The 16,008-nt window shown below is 62.4% G+C and carries 18 protein-coding genes; 4 read left to right on the top strand and 14 right to left on the bottom strand.

Going from position 1 to position 16,008, the window contains the following annotated elements; translation table 11 throughout:
* Position 1: 1 nt before the first annotated feature.
* The 3 genes from GST84_01130 to GST84_01120 form a co-directional block, all read right to left on the bottom strand.
* On the bottom strand, positions 2–640 hold the full coding sequence (locus GST84_01130) for an NADH:ubiquinone oxidoreductase subunit N (protein XGB11034.1): 639 nt from the start codon (positions 638–640) through the stop codon (positions 2–4).
* 69 nt (positions 641–709) lie between these two features.
* Complete coding sequence (locus GST84_01125; protein ID XGB11033.1) at positions 710–952, bottom strand: DUF2789 family protein; 243 nt, start codon at positions 950–952, stop codon at positions 710–712.
* Between the two features lie 61 nt (positions 953–1,013).
* Positions 1,014–1,472, bottom strand: a complete 459-nt coding sequence (locus GST84_01120) for a hypothetical protein (protein ID XGB11032.1) — start codon at positions 1,470–1,472, stop codon at positions 1,014–1,016.
* 98 nt (positions 1,473–1,570) lie between these two features.
* Between GST84_01120 and GST84_01115 the strand changes: the two genes are divergently transcribed.
* Positions 1,571–2,917: a nodulation protein NfeD gene (locus tag GST84_01115; GenBank protein ID XGB11031.1), complete on the top strand. Its 1,347-nt coding sequence runs from the start codon at positions 1,571–1,573 to the stop codon at positions 2,915–2,917.
* A 2-nt stretch (positions 2,918–2,919) separates the two neighbouring features.
* Positions 2,920–3,672, top strand: coding sequence for a slipin family protein (locus GST84_01110; GenBank protein XGB11030.1), 753 nt, complete (start codon positions 2,920–2,922; stop codon positions 3,670–3,672).
* A 48-nt stretch (positions 3,673–3,720) separates the two neighbouring features.
* Here GST84_01110 and GST84_01105 read toward each other — a convergent pair whose 3' ends face one another.
* The 3 genes from GST84_01105 to GST84_01095 form a co-directional block, all read right to left on the bottom strand.
* Complete coding sequence (locus GST84_01105; GenBank protein XGB11029.1) at positions 3,721–4,353, bottom strand: LysE family transporter; 633 nt, start codon at positions 4,351–4,353, stop codon at positions 3,721–3,723.
* Positions 4,354–4,550: 197 nt separating this feature from the next.
* On the bottom strand, positions 4,551–5,138 hold the full coding sequence (locus tag GST84_01100; protein ID XGB11028.1) for a mechanosensitive ion channel: 588 nt from the start codon (positions 5,136–5,138) through the stop codon (positions 4,551–4,553).
* Positions 5,138–7,048, bottom strand: coding sequence for an ATP-binding cassette domain-containing protein (locus GST84_01095; protein XGB11027.1), 1,911 nt, complete (start codon positions 7,046–7,048; stop codon positions 5,138–5,140). The genes GST84_01100 and GST84_01095 overlap by 1 nt, the downstream gene beginning before the upstream one ends.
* 50 nt (positions 7,049–7,098) lie before the next feature.
* Between GST84_01095 and GST84_01090 the strand changes: the two genes are divergently transcribed.
* Positions 7,099–7,578: a TIGR02444 family protein gene (locus GST84_01090; GenBank protein XGB11026.1), complete on the top strand. Its 480-nt coding sequence runs from the start codon at positions 7,099–7,101 to the stop codon at positions 7,576–7,578.
* Here GST84_01090 and GST84_01085 read toward each other — a convergent pair.
* On the bottom strand, positions 7,557–8,570 hold the full coding sequence (locus tag GST84_01085; GenBank protein XGB11025.1) for a transcriptional regulator: 1,014 nt from the start codon (positions 8,568–8,570) through the stop codon (positions 7,557–7,559). The genes GST84_01090 and GST84_01085 overlap by 22 nt on opposite strands.
* A gap of 178 nt (positions 8,571–8,748) precedes the next feature.
* On the opposite strand from GST84_01085, the gene GST84_01080 reads away from it, so the two are divergent.
* Positions 8,749–9,387, top strand: a complete 639-nt coding sequence (locus tag GST84_01080; GenBank protein ID XGB11024.1) for an FKBP-type peptidyl-prolyl cis-trans isomerase — start codon at positions 8,749–8,751, stop codon at positions 9,385–9,387.
* A gap of 8 nt (positions 9,388–9,395) precedes the next feature.
* Here the strand turns inward: GST84_01080 and GST84_01075 are convergent, their stop codons facing one another.
* The 7 genes from GST84_01075 to GST84_01045 all read right to left on the bottom strand — a co-directional run bounded on the left by GST84_01075 (position 9,396) and on the right by GST84_01045 (position 15,775).
* Complete coding sequence (locus tag GST84_01075) at positions 9,396–9,866, bottom strand: Rsd/AlgQ family anti-sigma factor (GenBank protein XGB11023.1); 471 nt, start codon at positions 9,864–9,866, stop codon at positions 9,396–9,398.
* Positions 9,867–10,097: 231 nt separating this feature from the next.
* The gene (locus tag GST84_01070; protein XGB11022.1) at positions 10,098–10,604 is read right to left on the bottom strand and encodes a disulfide bond formation protein B; all 507 of its coding nucleotides are present in this window, start codon (positions 10,602–10,604) and stop codon (positions 10,098–10,100) included.
* A 222-nt stretch (positions 10,605–10,826) separates the two neighbouring features.
* Positions 10,827–12,065, bottom strand: a complete 1,239-nt coding sequence (locus GST84_01065; protein ID XGB11021.1) for a heme biosynthesis protein HemY — start codon at positions 12,063–12,065, stop codon at positions 10,827–10,829.
* Positions 12,062–13,162: a heme biosynthesis operon protein HemX gene (locus tag GST84_01060; GenBank protein ID XGB11020.1), complete on the bottom strand. Its 1,101-nt coding sequence runs from the start codon at positions 13,160–13,162 to the stop codon at positions 12,062–12,064. Before GST84_01060 ends, GST84_01065 begins: the two co-directional genes overlap by 4 nt.
* 45 nt (positions 13,163–13,207) lie before the next feature.
* The gene (locus tag GST84_01055) at positions 13,208–13,975 is read right to left on the bottom strand and encodes a uroporphyrinogen-III synthase (protein ID XGB11019.1); all 768 of its coding nucleotides are present in this window, start codon (positions 13,973–13,975) and stop codon (positions 13,208–13,210) included.
* Positions 13,972–14,913 (bottom strand): hydroxymethylbilane synthase, encoded by a 942-nt coding sequence (hemC, locus tag GST84_01050; protein XGB11018.1) that lies wholly within the window; start codon positions 14,911–14,913, stop codon positions 13,972–13,974. The genes GST84_01055 and hemC overlap by 4 nt, the downstream gene beginning before the upstream one ends.
* Before the next feature lie 118 nt (positions 14,914–15,031).
* Positions 15,032–15,775, bottom strand: a complete 744-nt coding sequence (locus GST84_01045) for a response regulator (GenBank protein ID XGB11017.1) — start codon at positions 15,773–15,775, stop codon at positions 15,032–15,034.
* Positions 15,776–16,008 lie beyond the last annotated feature (233 nt).

The following is a 16,008-nucleotide window of genomic DNA, read 5'->3' as shown; positions in this document are numbered from 1 at the left end:
CTCAATGGTAGGCGCGCTCCAACTCGTCCAGTTGATGGTCGAAGCTACGCAAGCGCGCCGACCAGGTGTACACCAACACTTCCAGGTCGCGGTTGAGCACTGCCGTATTGCCGTGGCCGCTGTGCGTGGGCTCGCCGAGGTCAAGCTGGTAGCGTTCACGGGCCATCGCCTGGGCCACGCTGGACAGGTCGCGAGCGTTGGCCAGCCAGTGGTGATGGCGGTCATGGATTTCGCGGTCGAGCACCCGGCACTGGCGCTTCAACGCATCCAGGCTCTGCTCCAGCGGTGTGCCTCTGAGCTCGCCCATGACCTCTTCGAAGGTACGCCCCGAATGCCAGTAGCTGCCCCAGAAATAGCGGTCGAAAACCGTCTCGACGCGGCGTAGTGCAACCTTGGTGTTCCAGATGGTCAGCAACGTTCGCCCCTGCACCACTTCGCGCTTGTTCAGGCGCAGTTGCTGCCAGGCGATCCATGTCAGCGCCACCAGTGCAACCGCCACAGTGACTGCGGCAGCGGCATACAGGAAATGCACCGCCTGAGTCATCTGTTGCGTCTGCCTGATGCCATAGAAGTAACTGGCCGTCAGGGTGCCCAGGATCGTCACGGAACACCAGAAACCTGGTGCGTAGGGATCTTTCATCGCGCTATCCCCTTATTGTTTTCCTGAGCATAGCAACGGCCGATCACTCGTCAGGTGCCACTCGGCGCTTTATTTTCGGGGGCGGCGCAATGCTTCGTTGAGTTGATCGAAGGGCACAGCCCAATCGGAATCTTCAATGATGCTGTCCTTGAGAAATGCACGCTGAGAGTCGTTCCAGAATGGCGCATCCACCAGCTTGATTTCGTTCTTCAGCGGGGAATGGCTGGTAATGAACTGATCGATACTCTTGGGATCGTCGGGCAAGCCCAGCTGCTTGAACAGCTCGGCAAAGGGATGGATCAGCGCTTCCATGGTTCCTCCTGAGCGCCAGGCAAGCCGTCCACGACGCCCGCCTGGCATTGGTTTGAAAACATCAGCACAGCTCGCACACTTCGGCGTGCGGCACCAGTTTCATGTACTGCTCCATGCTCATGTGAATCAGGTGATCGTGGTCACCCGCCTCCAGGTAGACATCGCCTTGGCGGGTAAGACTCGGGTCGAGCAGCATTTTTATCTGGTAAGCATCGCCAAGGGCCGGCACAGCACCGCGTTCGCAGTCATTGAACAGGCTCGGCAGACCGCTTTCACGGGTCAGATGCCAGGCCCCGGACATGCGCACCTTGTCCAGGTCCAGATGCCGGTTGGCCGGTAGCACGGCCATAATGTAGTTGCCGTGACGGTCATCGACCATCACCGCCTTGGCGACCCGTTCGGCGGGCACGCCGGCCATACGGGCCGACTCCAGGCTGGTGGCCGAATGTGGGTGGGGAATGATGTCGTAGTCGCAGTTGGCCTTGTCCAGGCTGGCCTGCAGGGTCTTTGCCATACGCATGATGCACCTCCGGTTTCGCCCCCCAATCTTCAATTTTAGGCCGGGTACGAGTGGTCGGGGCTAAACTTGTGTAATACGCGCAAATGAGGTGACGACAGGTGATCGCCCACTGCTGGCGCTGGCTGTTGCTGCTGTTGTTGCTTGGCATCACGCCAGGTGGCCAGGCAGCGCCCGGCGCGGTGTGGGTGCTGGGCATCGACGACGCCATCGGCCCGGCCAGCGCCGACTACCTGGTACGCAGCCTTGGCCAGGCCCAGGCGCAAGGCGCGCAACTGGTGGTTATCCGCATGGATACCCCGGGCGGGCTGGACAGCGCCATGCGCCAGATGATCAAGGCAATTCTCGCCAGCCCTGTGCCGGTCGCCAGCTACGTTGCCCCCAGCGGAGCCCGCGCCGCCAGCGCCGGCACCTATATTCTCTACGCCAGCCATATTGCGGCGATGGCGCCCGGGACCAATCTGGGTGCTGCCACGCCGGTGCGGATCGGCGGCCCGCCTGGCACGCCCGATGATGACAAGGCCAAAGGCGGCGACGATGAAACCCTCGCACGCAAACAGGTCAACGACGCTGCTGCCTACATCCGTGGCCTGGCGCAAATGCGCGGCCGCAACGCCGACTGGGCGGAGAAGGCCGTGCGCGAGGCGGTCAGCCTGTCCGCCAGCGAGGCTTTGCGCCTGAACGTGATCGATCAGGTGGCCGATGACCTGCCTGACCTGCTGCGCAAGCTCGACGGCAAAATGCTCCAGGTGGCCGGCCAGCCACGGCAGTTGCAGACCGCAGGCGCCAGCGTGGTCGAGCATCTGCCGGACTGGCGCACACGGGTTCTGGCGGTGATCACCAACCCCAGCGTGGCACTGATCCTGATCATGATCGGCGTTTACGGCCTGTTGTTCGAATTCATGAACCCCGGTTCTGCGGTGGGTGGTGTGGTCGGTGGTATCTGCCTGCTGCTGGCGCTGTATGCGCTGCAGCTATTGCCGGTGAGTTTCGCCGGGGTGGCGCTGATCCTGCTTGGCATTACCTTCATGGTCGCCGAAGCCTTCTTGCCCAGTTTCGGCGTGGTCGGCTTCGGCGGCATCGTTGCCTTTGTGGTCGGCGCGTTGATCCTGATTGACACCGACGCCCCCGGTTTCGGCATCCCGCTGGCCTTGATCGGCACCCTGGCGCTGCTCTCGGCATTATTGATCGGTGGCGTGCTGGGCATGGCTCTCAAGGCCCGTAAGCGGGCGCTGGTCAGTGGCGACGCCGGCCTGGTCGGCAGCCTGGTCACCGTCACCCAGGTGATGGCAAGCGACCCATTCTGTGGTGTCGTGCTGGCTCAGGGCGAACCATGGCAAGCGCGGTGCGCAACGCCCCTGCAAACTGGCCAGAACGTACGGGTGACCGCGCGCCATGGCGTGATGCTGGAAGTGAGCGCCGCCGCCCCTGCGACGCAAGGAGAATGAGCATGTTCATGCAATTCGGTTTCGGCGCAGTGCTGATCGTGCTGGCCATGCTGGTGCTGTCGGCGTTTCGCATCCTGCGCGAATACGAGCGCGGCGTGGTGTTTCAACTGGGGCGCTTCTGGCAGGTCAAAGGGCCGGGGCTGATCCTGTTGATCCCGGTGATTCAGCAAATGGTACGGGTCGACCTGCGTACAGTGGTACTGGATGTGCCGCCGCAGGATGTGATCACCCGCGACAACGTTTCGGTCAAGGTCAACGCAGTGTTGTACTTTCGCGTGCTCGACCCGCAGAAAGCGATCATTCAGGTCGAGGATTTTCTGGTGGCGACCAGCCAGCTGGCCCAGACTACCCTGCGTGCGGTGCTGGGCAAGCACGAACTGGATGAGCTGCTGGCAGAGCGCGAGCAACTGAATCTGGATATCCGCCAGGTGCTGGATGCGCAGACGGATGCCTGGGGCATCAAGGTGGCCAACGTCGAGATCAAGCACGTTGACCTGAACGAGTCGATGATACGCGCCATCGCCCGCCAGGCCGAGGCCGAGCGCGAACGTCGGGCCAAGGTGATTCATGCCGAAGGTGAACTGCAAGCGTCGGAGAAACTGATGCAAGCCGCGCAAATGCTGAGCAAAGAGCCGGGGGCGATGCAGTTGCGCTATATGCAGACACTGGGGGCGATTGCCGGGGACAAGAGCTCGACCATCGTCTTCCCGCTGCCGATAGATTTGCTGAAGGGGCTGGCTGGCAAGGAGAAATAGTGATGGACCAATCGCGGGCTTGCCCGCGAATGGCCTGTATTCGGTCTGTCAGACCGGCGCGCGGCGCAAGGTCGCGAGGAAGGTGGCTGCACCAATGAACAACCCGGCAAAGGTCCGGTTCAAACGCTTCTGCTGTTTGGGTGTGCGCAACATGCGCAACACATGCGAAGCCAACCCGGTGTACCCCGCCATCACCAGCAGGTCGACAGTGACCATGGTCACGGTGATCGCCACATATTGCGGCAGCAGCGGCGCATGCGGGTTGAGGAACTGCGGCAGCACCGCCAGCATGAACACCAGCGCCTTGGGGTTGCTGATGTTGACCAGGAAACCACGGAACACCAGGCTCAGCGGCTTGCCGATCGGGCGCACGCCTGATTCATCGCTCATGTCCATCGGCAGTGCACGCCATTGCTTATAGGCCAGGTACACCAGGTAGGCGACGCCAAACCACTTGATGACCTGGAACGCCGTGGCCGAGGCGGCCAGGATGGCACCGACGCCGGCGGCGATGATGGCGATCTGCATGATCAGGCCCAGCTGCAGGCCCAAGGCGTTCCAGTAACCACGCCAGAAGCCGTATTGCAGGCCGCTGGACATCGAGGCAATCGCCCCGGCACCAGGTGAAAGGCTGATCACCCAGCAGGCAGCAAAGAAGCCCAACCATACTTCCATCGACATCACACACCTCGCTCGAACATTTGTTGCAAAACGTTAAGCTAAGGTTTTGGCGAAAAAATAACCAGTGATTTCTGATGGATTTGTGGTGCCTGACCTGACCTCTTCGCGGGCACGCCCGCTCCCCCTCTACAGTGCATTTTCAGACGCTGTGGGATACCTGTGGGAACGGGCGCGCCGGCGAAGGGGCCAGTACAGGTTCAGTCAGCTTCGGCAGCTGTTTCTTTGTGCAGGGCCTGTACCTCGGCCCCGCGCCAGCGTCGTACTGACTTCTGGAAGAACTGGCTATTGGGCACCTGCACAAGCGCCCCACCCGCCTCGGGCATTTCCAGCAGCGTGGTGAACAGCAGGTTGATGGCGATCACCCGGCCTTTCACACCGGGCTTGTCGAGGGTGTCGACCAGCTCGACCACATCGCCGATGCGAAACGGCCCAACCGTGAAGATCAACACCGCGCACAACAGGTTGGACAGCACGCTCCACATGGCAAAGAAGGCCACCGCCGCTACCGCTACGAAGCCGGAAAGTGCTGTCCACAACACAGTCGCCGAAACACCCAGGCGCTCCAGCACGAACAGCAGCGCGCTGCCCATGATCAGCCAGCGCAGGCCACCGCGAACGGGCACCAGCAACTCCGGCGGCAACGGGTAACGCTGGCCGAGTCGGCCAAGCCCACGGGCGACGATACGCTGCAGGATGAACGCCGCGACCAGGATCAAGAGTATCTGCAAGCCTAGCCAGAAGGTATCCATCCATTGCCCTGGCAGCAGCGAACGCAGTTCCTCCATCAGGACAGCGCCTCGAGTTCGGCCTGCATGCTTTCAAGGGTTTCCAGCGCTTCCATCCAGGCCTCTTCCAGCTCGCCTTCGCGTTGCTTGAGCTTGGTCTGGCGCGCCAGCAGATCGCGCAACTCGTCCTTGCGCGTTGCGTCGTAAAGGCCACCATCACCCAGCGCAGTCTCGATCTCGGCCAATTGCGCGTGCACCTGGTTGAGCTCGCTTTCCAGCTTGTCGGCAGCCTTCTTGTGCGGTGCCAACTGCTGGCGCAAGGCTGCGGCAGCCTGGCGCTGGGCTTTCTTGTCGGTCTTGTCCGGGTTGGCCGGTGCACTACTGGCCGGCGCGCTGCGCTGGCGGTACTCGACCAGCCAGCGGCTGTAGTCTTCCAGGTCACCGTCGAAGGTGTCGACCTTGCCGTCGGCCACCAGCAGGAAGTCATCCGTGGTGCTCTTGAGCAAATGACGGTCGTGGGATACCACCACCACTGCACCGGCAAACTCCTGCAAGGCCATGGTCAGCGCCAGACGCATTTCCAGGTCCAGGTGGTTGGTCGGTTCATCAAGCAGCAGCAGGTTTGGCCGCTCCCAGGCAATCAGCGCAAGTGCCAGGCGAGCCTTTTCGCCACCGGAGAAGTTCACCACCGGCTCGTCGCAGCGGGCACCGTGGAAGTCGAAGCCGCCGAGGAAGTCGCGCAGCGTCTGCTCACGCTCGGTAGGGGCAATGCGCTGCAGGTGCAGCAGCGGGCTGGCCTTGTCATCCAGCGAGTCCAGCTGATGCTGGGCAAAGTAGCCTACAGCCAGGTTCTCGCCGCGAACCAGACGGCCCGACAACGGTTCCAGCTCACCTGCAAGGTTCTTGATCAGGGTCGACTTGCCGGCGCCGTTGGGACCGAGCAGACCAATACGAGCACCCGGGGTGAGCTGCAGCTTGACCTTGTCGAGGATGGCCTTGTCGCCATAACCCAGGCAACCTTCGGAAAGGCTCAGCAACGGGCTGGAAATTTTCTGCGATTCACGGAAGACAAAGTCGAACGGCGAATCGACATGCGCCGCCGACAGCTCTTCCATGCGCTCAAGGGCCTTGATCCGGCTTTGCGCCTGACGGGCCTTGGTAGCCTGAGCCTTGAAGCGGGCAATGTACTTTTCCATGTGCGCGCGCTGCGCCTGCTGCTTCTCGTAGGCCTGCTGCTGCTGCGCCAGACGCTCGGCACGGGTGCGCTCAAAGGCGGTATAGCCGCCTTTGTACAAGTTGAGCTTGCGCTGCTCGACGTGCAGCACATGGTCGACCACGGCATCGAGGAAGTCACGGTCGTGGGAGATAAGCAACAACGTGCCGGGGTAGCCCTTGAGCCAGTCTTCCAGCCACAGGATCGCGTCGAGGTCGAGGTGGTTGGTGGGCTCGTCGAGCAGCAACAGGTCGGACGGGCACATCAGGGCCTGGGCCAGGTTCAGGCGCATCCGCCAGCCACCAGAGAAATCGCCGACACGGCGGTCCATCTGCTCGTTGGTGAAGCCCAACCCAGCCAGCAATTTGCGCGCACGGGCGTCGGCGGTATAGCCGTCGGCGCTTTCCAGCTCACTGTGCAGGCGCGCCAGGGCGGTGCCGTCGTGGGCCTGCTCGGCCGCGGCCAGTTCGGCCTGGACCTTGCGCAGGCGCACGTCGCCGTCAAGCACATAGTCCACAGCCAGGCGGTCGAGGGTGTCGACCTCTTGGCGCATGTGGGCGATGCGCCAGTCGCCGGGCAGTTGGCAGTCACCGGCATCGGGTGACAGCTCACCGCGCAGCAAGGCGAACAGGCTGGATTTTCCGGCGCCGTTGGCGCCGATCAGGCCGGCCTTGTGACCGGCGTGCAGGGTCATCTCGGCGCCTTCTAGCAAGCGCTGCGGACCACGCTGTAAAGTGAGGTTGGATAGTCTGATCATGATGGTCGCGGAGTCTACCAGCTTCCTCGGCCCATAGCGCGAGTGGAACCATGCACACCGACCTTTGGAATTACGCCCTGACCCTGTATGCCAGGCCCGGCGTGGAAGCCGCCTGCCTTGAACTGCAGGCACTGGGCGGTGATGTCTGCCTGCTGCTGTGCGCAACCTGGCTACAAGCACGCGGAGTAACCGTGCTGGGCGAACGCGCACAAGCACTGCAAGAACTCGCCGAGCCCTGGCAGCGTGACGTGGTTACCCCGCTACGCAGCCTGCGCCAGCAATGGCGAGCCACAGCATCGGGTGATACACAACTGGCGGCATTACGTGAACAAGTGAAAGGGTTGGAGTTGCGGGCTGAAAAAGCCTTGCTTGAGCGCTTGCAGGAACGCTCGCAAGAGTGGCCCGTGGGCTCCCATGAGCCCGCGGACGACTGGCTGGCCCGGCTGGCACCGGACCAGGCTCTGCATCATGACGCGCTAGTTCAGTTGCGCGTCGCAGCGGCTGCGCTTCAGGACGCCGAAGGTGCCTGAGCAGGCGTGCTCACAGGTGCCGACGGTGCTGCTGCAGCCGGGCTCACCGAGTTGGTTGCGGCGGCCGGTGTAGCGGGTTTGGCCTCGGCAGGCTTAGCGGCCGTGCGTGCAGGTGCCTTGGCGGCAGCTGGTTTTGTGGCTGGCTTGGCAGCAGGGGCTTTGGCAGCTGGCTTGGCCGCAGGTTTGGCTGCTGCGGGCGCCTTGGCTGCTGGTTTAGCCGCAGGCTTCGCGGCAGCGGTCGCCTTGGCAGCCGGTTTGGCCGCAGGCTTCGCGGCAGCGGGCGCCTTGGCAGCCGGTTTGGCCGCAGGCTTGGCGGCAGCGGTCGCCTTGGCAGCCGGTTTGGCCGCAGGCTTGGCGGCAGCGGTCGCCTTGGCAGCCGGTTTAGCCGCAGGCTTCGCGGCAGCGGTCGCCTTGGCAGCCGGTTTGGCCGCAGGCTTCGCGGCAGCGGTCGCCTTGGCAGCCGGTTTGGCCGCAGACTTCGCAGCAGCGGTCGACCTCGCAGCTGGTTTGGTCGCAGGCTTGGCGGCAGCGGCCGACCTCGTAGCTGGTTTGGCCGCAGGCTTGGCGGCAGCCGACTTGGCGGGTTTCGCTGCACGCTGATCAAGTGCCTTGGCTGCAGCTTCGCGTACCTTGCCTACACCCTGGGCCAGCTTGAGGCTGTCCTGAGCATCGCGTTTGAGTTGCTGAATGTAAGAGCGGGTCTGGGTTTGACGTTCCTTGAGAGAATCGAGCAGTTCCTCAAGTTCACCAATGGCTTTTTGCGCCTTGGTCTGCGCCTTGGCTTTACCTGCCTTGGCCGCGTCTTGCAGTTTCAGGCGACCGTTGTGCAGTTTTTCCTGTGCCTTGCCACGCTGCTTTTCCAACTTCGCCAGCAGTTTTTCCGCATCAGCCAGCGCTTGCGAGCAGGCCTCTTCCAAGTGCTCGAGCAAGCTGCCCGAAAGTTGCTGGAGCAGGTGTAACGGCGTACTTACTGGCTTCTTTTTGGCCGACATGGTTTACCTCCTGGCTGACGAGATTACGGCTCATACTATGCTTCTGCTGCTACCGCCGCTAGGGCATGTTGACCGTAATATTTACGCCGCGTTGCATGCCTGGGCAAAGTTGTTATCTTGCAGCTGCGTGAAAGTGTAGTTGCTGAATTAATCATTGCTGGTATTTGGGAGTCAGGCGTTGCCTCGATATCTTGTTTTAGGTTTATGCCTGATGGCACCCCTCGCCTTGGCCGAGAGCGAAGACCACGATTTGGCCTACAGCCTGGGTGCCAGCCTGGGTGAACGCCTGCGCCAGGAGATGCCGGGTTTGCAACTGGATGCGCTGGTCGAAGGCCTGAAGCAGTCCTATCAGGGGCAACCCCTCAAGCTCGACAAGGCACGCATGCAGGCGGTGCTCCAGCAGCATGAAACCCAGGAAAGTGACGCCGCTATGCAAAAGCTGCAGGCTGCCGAAACACGTTTCATGGCTAATGAGCGTGGGCGTTACGGGGTACACGAACTAACGGAAGGTGTGCTGTACAGTGAACTGCAGGCGGGCACGGGGGCTCAGCCGAAAGCAGGCGGCAAAGTGCAGGTACGCTATGTGGGCAGACTGCCGGATGGCTCGGTATTCGACCAAAACCAGACACCACAATGGTTCAACCTGGATTCGGTTATCGAAGGCTGGCAGGTCGCCTTGCCGAAAATGCACACTGGCGCTAAATGGCGCCTGGTAATTCCTTCAGCGCAAGCCTATGGCGCCGAGGGGGCGGGAGATTTGATTGCACCCTACACCCCCCTGGTATTCGAGATCGAACTGCTGGCGGTTGGCGACTGACGCCAACCTCAGGCCTGCACTGCACCCTCTTCTTTGTGTGCGTTGTGCAGCACTTCGATCAGACAGTCTTCAAGCTCGAAGCGCTCATGCAACAACCCGCCCAATTTGGCCAGCTTCTCGGCAAAGCGTTCGGTGTCCTTGCACTCCCCCTTGGCGCAATGGTCATTGAAGGCCAGTGCAATCTGAGTACTGTCGTTGATCCGAGGGTTGATCTCTTCGGCCAGCTTCAGCGCCTTCTCGTCTCCGAACGCCTTGGCCTCGCTGACCAGTTGCTCGCAGACTTCGAAGTGCCACGCCGAAACGTAGTCGACCAGAAGTGAGCAAAAGTCCCCGTTGGTGTCCTTGTCGGCGAAGGCTGGCTTCACATCGCGCAGGGCGCGAAAAGCCTGCACCAGTTCCTGGCGCTCCTCCAGCCAACGGTCGATCAGCTTGTGAACCCCACCCCAGCGTTCCTGGGCGTTCTGACAACTATCGAGCATGGCGATCTCTTCCCTTCTGGGTAGATGCCGCTGCACCTCGCACCACGACCGCGCAGCACAAAGGTGACATCAGCAGGACGGCATCGAGCAGTTGTTTTTCCGGTATGCGTGCTGGGAGATTATTCCCGCGCGTGCTGCCCTTCAAGGTACGCAGCACACAAAGTTCATACAAGTGTTTAATAACCTGTTACATCGCCATTGGTCGCGCTAATGGCGCAACCTTGCGTCAGGTCATGTTCTAGCCAGGGTGCGGAAACGATACGCCAGCAGGCAACTCAAGGGCAGAGCCGCCAGCAGCAGGAAAGCCAACAGGCTCCATTCCGGCAGTGTCAGATCGAGAAAGCTCCAGGCAAGCGAACGGCAATCCGGGCCACCCAGCAACAGTTGCCGTGCCGCCTCACCCCAAGATTGCTCGAACACTCGCCCTATCGGCACCGGGCATACATCATTGCCCACCTCAACACCCTGCAACCAGACATGCCGTGCGGCCAGCAATGCGCCGGCCAGCGAGCAGCCCAGCGCCAGTCGAGCGTAACGAAGGATGCCCTGCGTGCCCGGTGCCTGCAGCACGGCTGCGAAACACAGCAGCGCGTAAACGCCAAGCAGCAACCGTTGGCTGAGGCACAGTGGGCACGGCCTCAGCCCCACTGTGTTTTCCAGACGAAAAGACGCAACCAGTACCGCCAGTGCAACCAGGCAGGCAGGAAGAAAAAAGGTGCGCAAACGGGCCGGCAGCATGGGCAGTGAAGGTCCCGGGGAAAAAGTAGTGGCTTGAAACGGTAGAGGAAAGACACGCTTTGTTTCAAGGCACGACAACAACGACAAGTCGCTGAATCGCGTAGGAAATTTCCAGATATGAGGTAGGAGACGACGGAAGAGATGGACTTCAGATCTAACTGACAGGAAAAGATAAATTACCCGCCCCCAAAGCCCGCACCTTGGCGCGGGCCTTGGGGTGGGTCAGGCGCGTACGCCTTCTGGCAAAGGCAGCGCCAGCAGGCGCTCGTCCAGAAGGCCAAGGCCCTCCTGGAATAGTTGGTTGCTGCGCTCGGTCTCGCCCAGCCCCGCAAGCAGGCGGGCCAGTTCAGCACAGGCCTCGGGATTGCGCTCCATGCGCAGGCTGCTTTCCAGGTAATCACGCGCCTTACCCCACAGGCGGTTCTGCAGGCTCAGACGCCCCAGGGTCAGCAGCAGGCTTGCGTCTTGCGGGTGAGCCTTGAGCCAACCTTCAGCGGTTTGCAACTGACGTGCCGGGTCATCCCCACGCACCAGGCCATAAAGGCGGGCCAGATGGCTTTCATAGTCGCGCTTGAGGGCAGTGCGCAGCACTTGTTCGGCCTCGTTCTGGGCACCTACCTGGCGCAATTGCTCGGCGTACGCCAGCACCAGTTGTGGCTCCTGGCGCTGGGCTGCGGTCAGTTGCTGCCAAGCGCGCTCCAAGGATTGACGTGCACTTTGCGTGTCTTCGCCACGGGTGGCGGCCAGGCTCAGGTTCTGGCCCCAGGCACGTTGTTCCAGAGCCGCCAGCTCGGCGGCCGGCAGCACCTTGCCCTTGCGCAGGTCGGGCAGCAGGCGGATCAGTGCAGACCAGTCGCCGCGCTCCAGGTGCAGGCGCTGCAGCAAGCGCAGCACCTGGCTGTTGTGCGGGTGACGTTCCTGCATGGCCAGCAGGGTTTCCAGGGCTCCATCGCTTTCACCGCGGTCCATTTGCAATTGGGCATGGGTCAGGGCAATGGCCAGCTCCGCTTGTGGCTGGCGCTCCAGGGCACGCTCCAGCAGGTTGTCGCTGTCTTCGGTGCGGCCCTGCTCGTTGGCCGCGCGCGCGGCACCAAGGTAGTACAACAACGGCTGGCGCTCAGCCTCGGCGGCACGGTGCAAGTGTCGCTGGGCACTGGCCCAGCGGCCTTCGGCGAGATCGAGCTGGCCCTGTTCGATCGCCAGGCGGATACGTCGGCTGCGGTTGCGCCGTGACCAAGGGTTGACCACACCACTGGAGGTCAGCACCAGGCCGACCAGATAGCGCAGCAACCACAGCAGCAGGACGACCGCCAAAATACCCGCCAAGGCTGCCCACAGCCCCGACTGATAACGGAAGCCACCATAGGAAATCAGTACATAGCCGCTGTGCTTGGCGACCGCGATGCCCAGTGCCGCAGCAACCACGATTGCAAGCACGGCCAACAGGTAGACACGCTTCATGGCTTGCCCCCTTCAGCCTCGGCCGGCAGGTGACGGCGCTGAATATAGGCCTGCACAGCCGCCAGGCTTTCACTGAGGTCAGGGGTAACCACCGACACCGGCTGATCGGCCAAGGCATTGAGGCTGTCGAGCATGGCCTTGCTTTGCGGGTTGTCTGCGTTGAAGTTGGCCAGCAGTACGCTGCGGGCGTCGTCCAGCGCCTGCGTGTAAATCTTGGCATCGCCATTGAGCGCCGCCCACTGGGCCTGCTCGATAGTGAGGCTCAAGGCCAGGCGCAGCTGGTTCAGTTGCTGCCCGGCCAGCAACGGACGCACGTTTTCATCGGCGTTGAAGTCGATCTGGAAGTACTTGGATATTTCCGCCCACCACTGCGACAGCCTGCTGGCACCATCACCGTCGGCGGTCAGGGCGCCAAGCGCATCGGCGTTACTGTCGAACTCTGGGGACTGGGCGCTCAACTGCTGTACCAGCTCACGCTGTGCAGCCAGTTTCAAGAACAGGCCGGTTCGGTCCGGTTGCTGAGTGCTGTTGAGCATGGCCAGGCTGCGTGCCAGTTGCTCGCGGGCAGCGAAGGCACCCGGGTCGCTCTGCTCGCGCAGGATCTCGTCGGCGCCTTCGACCAAGGCTTTGGCACTGGTGATGTCCTGCAACGCCGAAAGGCGCAGGGTAGCCAGGCGCAGGAGGTGCTCGGCTTCGGCCAGGCGCCATTCTTTGCGGCTTTCTCCCAGCACGGTTTCCAGGCGCTGACTGAGACGCTGCTGGTCGCCCTGTAGCTGGGCTACCAAACGCCGGCGGTCTTCCAGCTCGCTGGCAGCTGGCAGACTGGCCAGTTGCGCACTGATCTGCTGCTCACGTTGCTGCAGCGCCTCGGCGCGCTGGTTCAGCGCCTCGATGTGCTGGCCTTGGTTGAACTCACTGCCCTGCAGTTGACGCACCTGCCAGACACCCCAGCCACCTACCGCCACCCCGGCCGCACCAAGCAGCAAGGCCAGCGCTGCCAGGCCACTGCCGGAGCGCTTGGCAGGTGGGGTGGTAACGGGTTCCGCAGGCGCCTGTGCCGACGGTTGATCGTTATTGGACAAGACAGTCTCGCTCACGTATCCATCCTTTGCATGGGGGCGCACCGCATTCAGCTTAGCGCCTTAAGAGGCAGGTGCAGCGCTACGCTGCACGGCTGCCAGCAAGGCCGTGGCACTGGCGCCACGGCAATCCACAACCTGTTGGGCCCCGGCGGCCTTGGCCTGCTCGGCAACCCGCGGGCTGGGCACGAACAGCGGCAACTGGGCCAGCCGCAGCCAATCGGCACCGGCCATCTGCTGCAAATGTTCAAAACCCTGCCCACTGCTGACCACCAGGCCATTGAGGCGTTCCGCTTCAATGCGGCGCATCAGCGTACCCGCCGGGTAGGCCGGCAGGCAGCGACGATACAGTTCCAGATATTCGACACTAGCACCTTGCTCTGCAAGACGCTCTGCCAGCAGTTCGCGACCTCCGACGCCGCGAACGATCAAGACACGCGGTGCCGGCTCGGTAAGTGCCTGGCGCAGGGCCGGCAGTGCCAGCAAGGCTTCGCTGTCATCGCCACGCGGCGGAAAGCTTACCTCCAGCCCTGCACCCTGCAGCACCCCAGCGGTTGCCTCACCCACGGTGAACCAGCCTCGCTGCGGAGGCTGGATGCTGGCCTGGGCCAGATGCTCTAGCAACAGCCGGGCGGCCGGCTTGCTGACCACAAGGATCGCCTGGAAGTCATGCAAGCCCTCCAGCGACAGTCGCTGTGGGGCTTGCACGGTAATAGGTTCAATTTCCAGCAGAGGCAGGCAACTGCTACCCACGCCCGCTGCCGCCAGGCTTTGCGCCAGCGCCGCACAGTCCTCGGCAGGCCGGGTCAGCAACAGGCGCCATTGGCTCACGGGTGACCGGCCTCGCCGTAGACTTCCTTGAGAATGGCCTCGGCGCCCTGCCCCAGCAGGTCTTCGGCCACCTGTACGCCCAAGGTCTCGGCAGCAGCACGCGGGGCACGGGCATCGGCCACCAGCAAGGTCCCGCCGCTAGGCTGGCCGACCAGGCCACGTAGCCACAACTGGTCACCTTCAAGTACCGCGTAGCAGGCGATCGGCACTTGGCAGCCACCATTCAGGCGTTTGTTCAGCGCGCGCTCGGCCATCACCCGGTCAGCGGTGTCGACATGGTGCAGTGGCGCCAGCAGTGCATGGATCTCAACGTCGGCACTGCGGCACTCGATGCCCACCGCGCCCTGACCACCTGCCGGCAGGCTGTCATCGACGCTGATGGTGGAGGTGATGCGGTCTTCGAAGCCCAGACGGATCAGGCCCGCTGCGGCGAGGATGATGGCGTCGTACTCGCCGGCATCCAGCTTCGCCAGGCGGGTATTGACGTTGCCGCGCAGAAAACGGATTTGCAGGTCCGAGCGGCGCGCCAGTAACTGGGCCTGACGGCGTAGGCTTGAGGTCCCGACGATACTGCCGGCGGGTAGCGCTTCAAGGCTGTCAAAGGTATTGGAAACGAAGGCATCACGCGGGTCTTCACGCTCGCAGATGCAGTACAGGCCCAGGCCCTCGGGGAAGTCCATGGGCACGTCTTTCATCGAGTGCACGGCGATGTCGGCTTCGTTGTCCAACAGCGCGGTTTCCAGTTCCTTGACGAACAGGCCCTTCCCGCCGATTTTTGCCAGCGGCGCGTCGAGCAACTTGTCACCACGGCTGACCATGGGTACGAGGGTCACCTTCAGACCGGTGTGGGCCTGCTCGAGGCGGGCCTTGACGTATTCGGCCTGCCACAGGGCCAAAGCACTTTTACGGGTGGCAATGCGGATTTCGCGAGTGGACATGAAACGCCCCGATCCAGAGAAATACCGCCGATGATAACAGCATCGCCGGTATCGCTTGCAGATACGGATCAACAGGTCATACGCAGCCAGGTGCAGGAGCGGCCTGGATCCGAGGGCCTCAGAGCGTCTGCATCATCTTGCGCACACCGGCCACATGGCGACGGCTGACGGTCAAGGCATCGCCGTCCAGGCCTTTCAGATACAGCTGAAAGTGCCCCAGCGGGGTGCGCTGCAAGCGTTCGATACGCTCACGGGCGACCAACGCATTACGATGGATGCGCACGAAGCGTTCGCCGAATTCGTCTTCCAGGGCTTTGAGCGGCTCGTCAAGCAGCACCTCCCCGGCTTCGTGACGCAAGGTCACATACTTGTGATCGGCAATGAAATAGATCACCTGGGGTAAAGGGATCAGTTCGATGCCTTTACGCGTGCGGGCGCTTATATGGCTGCGAGGGCCGCCGCCTTCATTGGCTGGCCGGGTAAGCGCCGCCAATTGGGCACGGTTGGGTTTTTCGGCCTTGCGCAAGGCATCGCGCAAGGCCTGCGCCTGGAAGGGCTTGGTCACATGGCTGAGGGTACTGTCCTTGAATGCCTCTGCACCGTATTCATCATCCCCGGAGCAAAACACCACCGCGGGCGGCGCCTCGCGTTCGCACAGGCGAGCGGCGACCTGCAGGCCATCCAGGCCTGGCATGCCGATGTCCAGCAGGACCACATCGGGCTTGAGGCTTTCGATCAGCGCCAAGGCTTCATCGCCGTTGGTGGCGCTGGGCTCCAGCACGGTGTACCCCTCCAGTTCGCCGAGCAGCCGGCTGAGGCGTTCACGGCCTTGGGGTTCGTCATCAACGATCAGGACATTCATAATTGCGCTGGATTCCTGAATGAGTCTCGCACAGGTATAGCGTAGACAGGTGTGGTTCGAGCGACACTGCGGTCACGCTCTAGACCGGTGCGATGGCCAAAGATTCACTCGGCCCGGCAGATTCACTGCCAGTCCTTTGTCCAACTGTAGACGGTCCGTGGAACACTGCCGTTCATTCCTTGAAATCCTTCTCTGCGATTTTCCGGGCATTTCTCTCGACCGGCGCCCTGCGG

The organism is Pseudomonas putida (genome assembly GCA_041879295.1).
Taxonomy (GTDB): Bacteria; Pseudomonadota; Gammaproteobacteria; order Pseudomonadales; family Pseudomonadaceae; genus Aquipseudomonas; species Aquipseudomonas putida_Y.
Note: the sequence above shows the minus strand (reverse complement) of the source record. Positions and strands in the feature narration are given on the sequence as shown.

Coding starts and splice junctions, on each gene's coding strand:
- GST84_01100 (XGB11028.1), bottom strand. CDS start 5,138: ATGGAGGAACTGCGTTCGCTGCTGCCAGGGCAATGGATGGATACCTTC.
- GST84_01125 (XGB11033.1), bottom strand. CDS start 952: ATGGAAGCGCTGATCCATCCCTTTGCCGAGCTGTTCAAGCAGCTGGGC.
- GST84_01130 (XGB11034.1), bottom strand. CDS start 640: ATGAAAGATCCCTACGCACCAGGTTTCTGGTGTTCCGTGACGATCCTG.
- GST84_01075 (XGB11023.1), bottom strand. CDS start 9,866: ATGCTCGATAGTTGTCAGAACGCCCAGGAACGCTGGGGTGGGGTTCAC.
- GST84_01120 (XGB11032.1), bottom strand. CDS start 1,472: ATGCGTATGGCAAAGACCCTGCAGGCCAGCCTGGACAAGGCCAACTGC.
- GST84_01045 (XGB11017.1), bottom strand. CDS start 15,775: ATGAATGTCCTGATCGTTGATGACGAACCCCAAGGCCGTGAACGCCTC.
- GST84_01085 (XGB11025.1), bottom strand. CDS start 8,570: ATGTCGGCCAAAAAGAAGCCAGTAAGTACGCCGTTACACCTGCTCCAG.
- GST84_01070 (XGB11022.1), bottom strand. CDS start 10,604: ATGCTGCCGGCCCGTTTGCGCACCTTTTTTCTTCCTGCCTGCCTGGTT.
- GST84_01110 (XGB11030.1), top strand. CDS start 2,920: ATGTTCATGCAATTCGGTTTCGGCGCAGTGCTGATCGTGCTGGCCATG.
- GST84_01090 (XGB11026.1), top strand. CDS start 7,099: ATGCACACCGACCTTTGGAATTACGCCCTGACCCTGTATGCCAGGCCC.
- GST84_01095 (XGB11027.1), bottom strand. CDS start 7,048: ATGATCAGACTATCCAACCTCACTTTACAGCGTGGTCCGCAGCGCTTG.
- GST84_01065 (XGB11021.1), bottom strand. CDS start 12,065: ATGAAGCGTGTCTACCTGTTGGCCGTGCTTGCAATCGTGGTTGCTGCG.
- hemC (XGB11018.1), bottom strand. CDS start 14,913: ATGTCCACTCGCGAAATCCGCATTGCCACCCGTAAAAGTGCTTTGGCC.
- GST84_01105 (XGB11029.1), bottom strand. CDS start 4,353: ATGTCGATGGAAGTATGGTTGGGCTTCTTTGCTGCCTGCTGGGTGATC.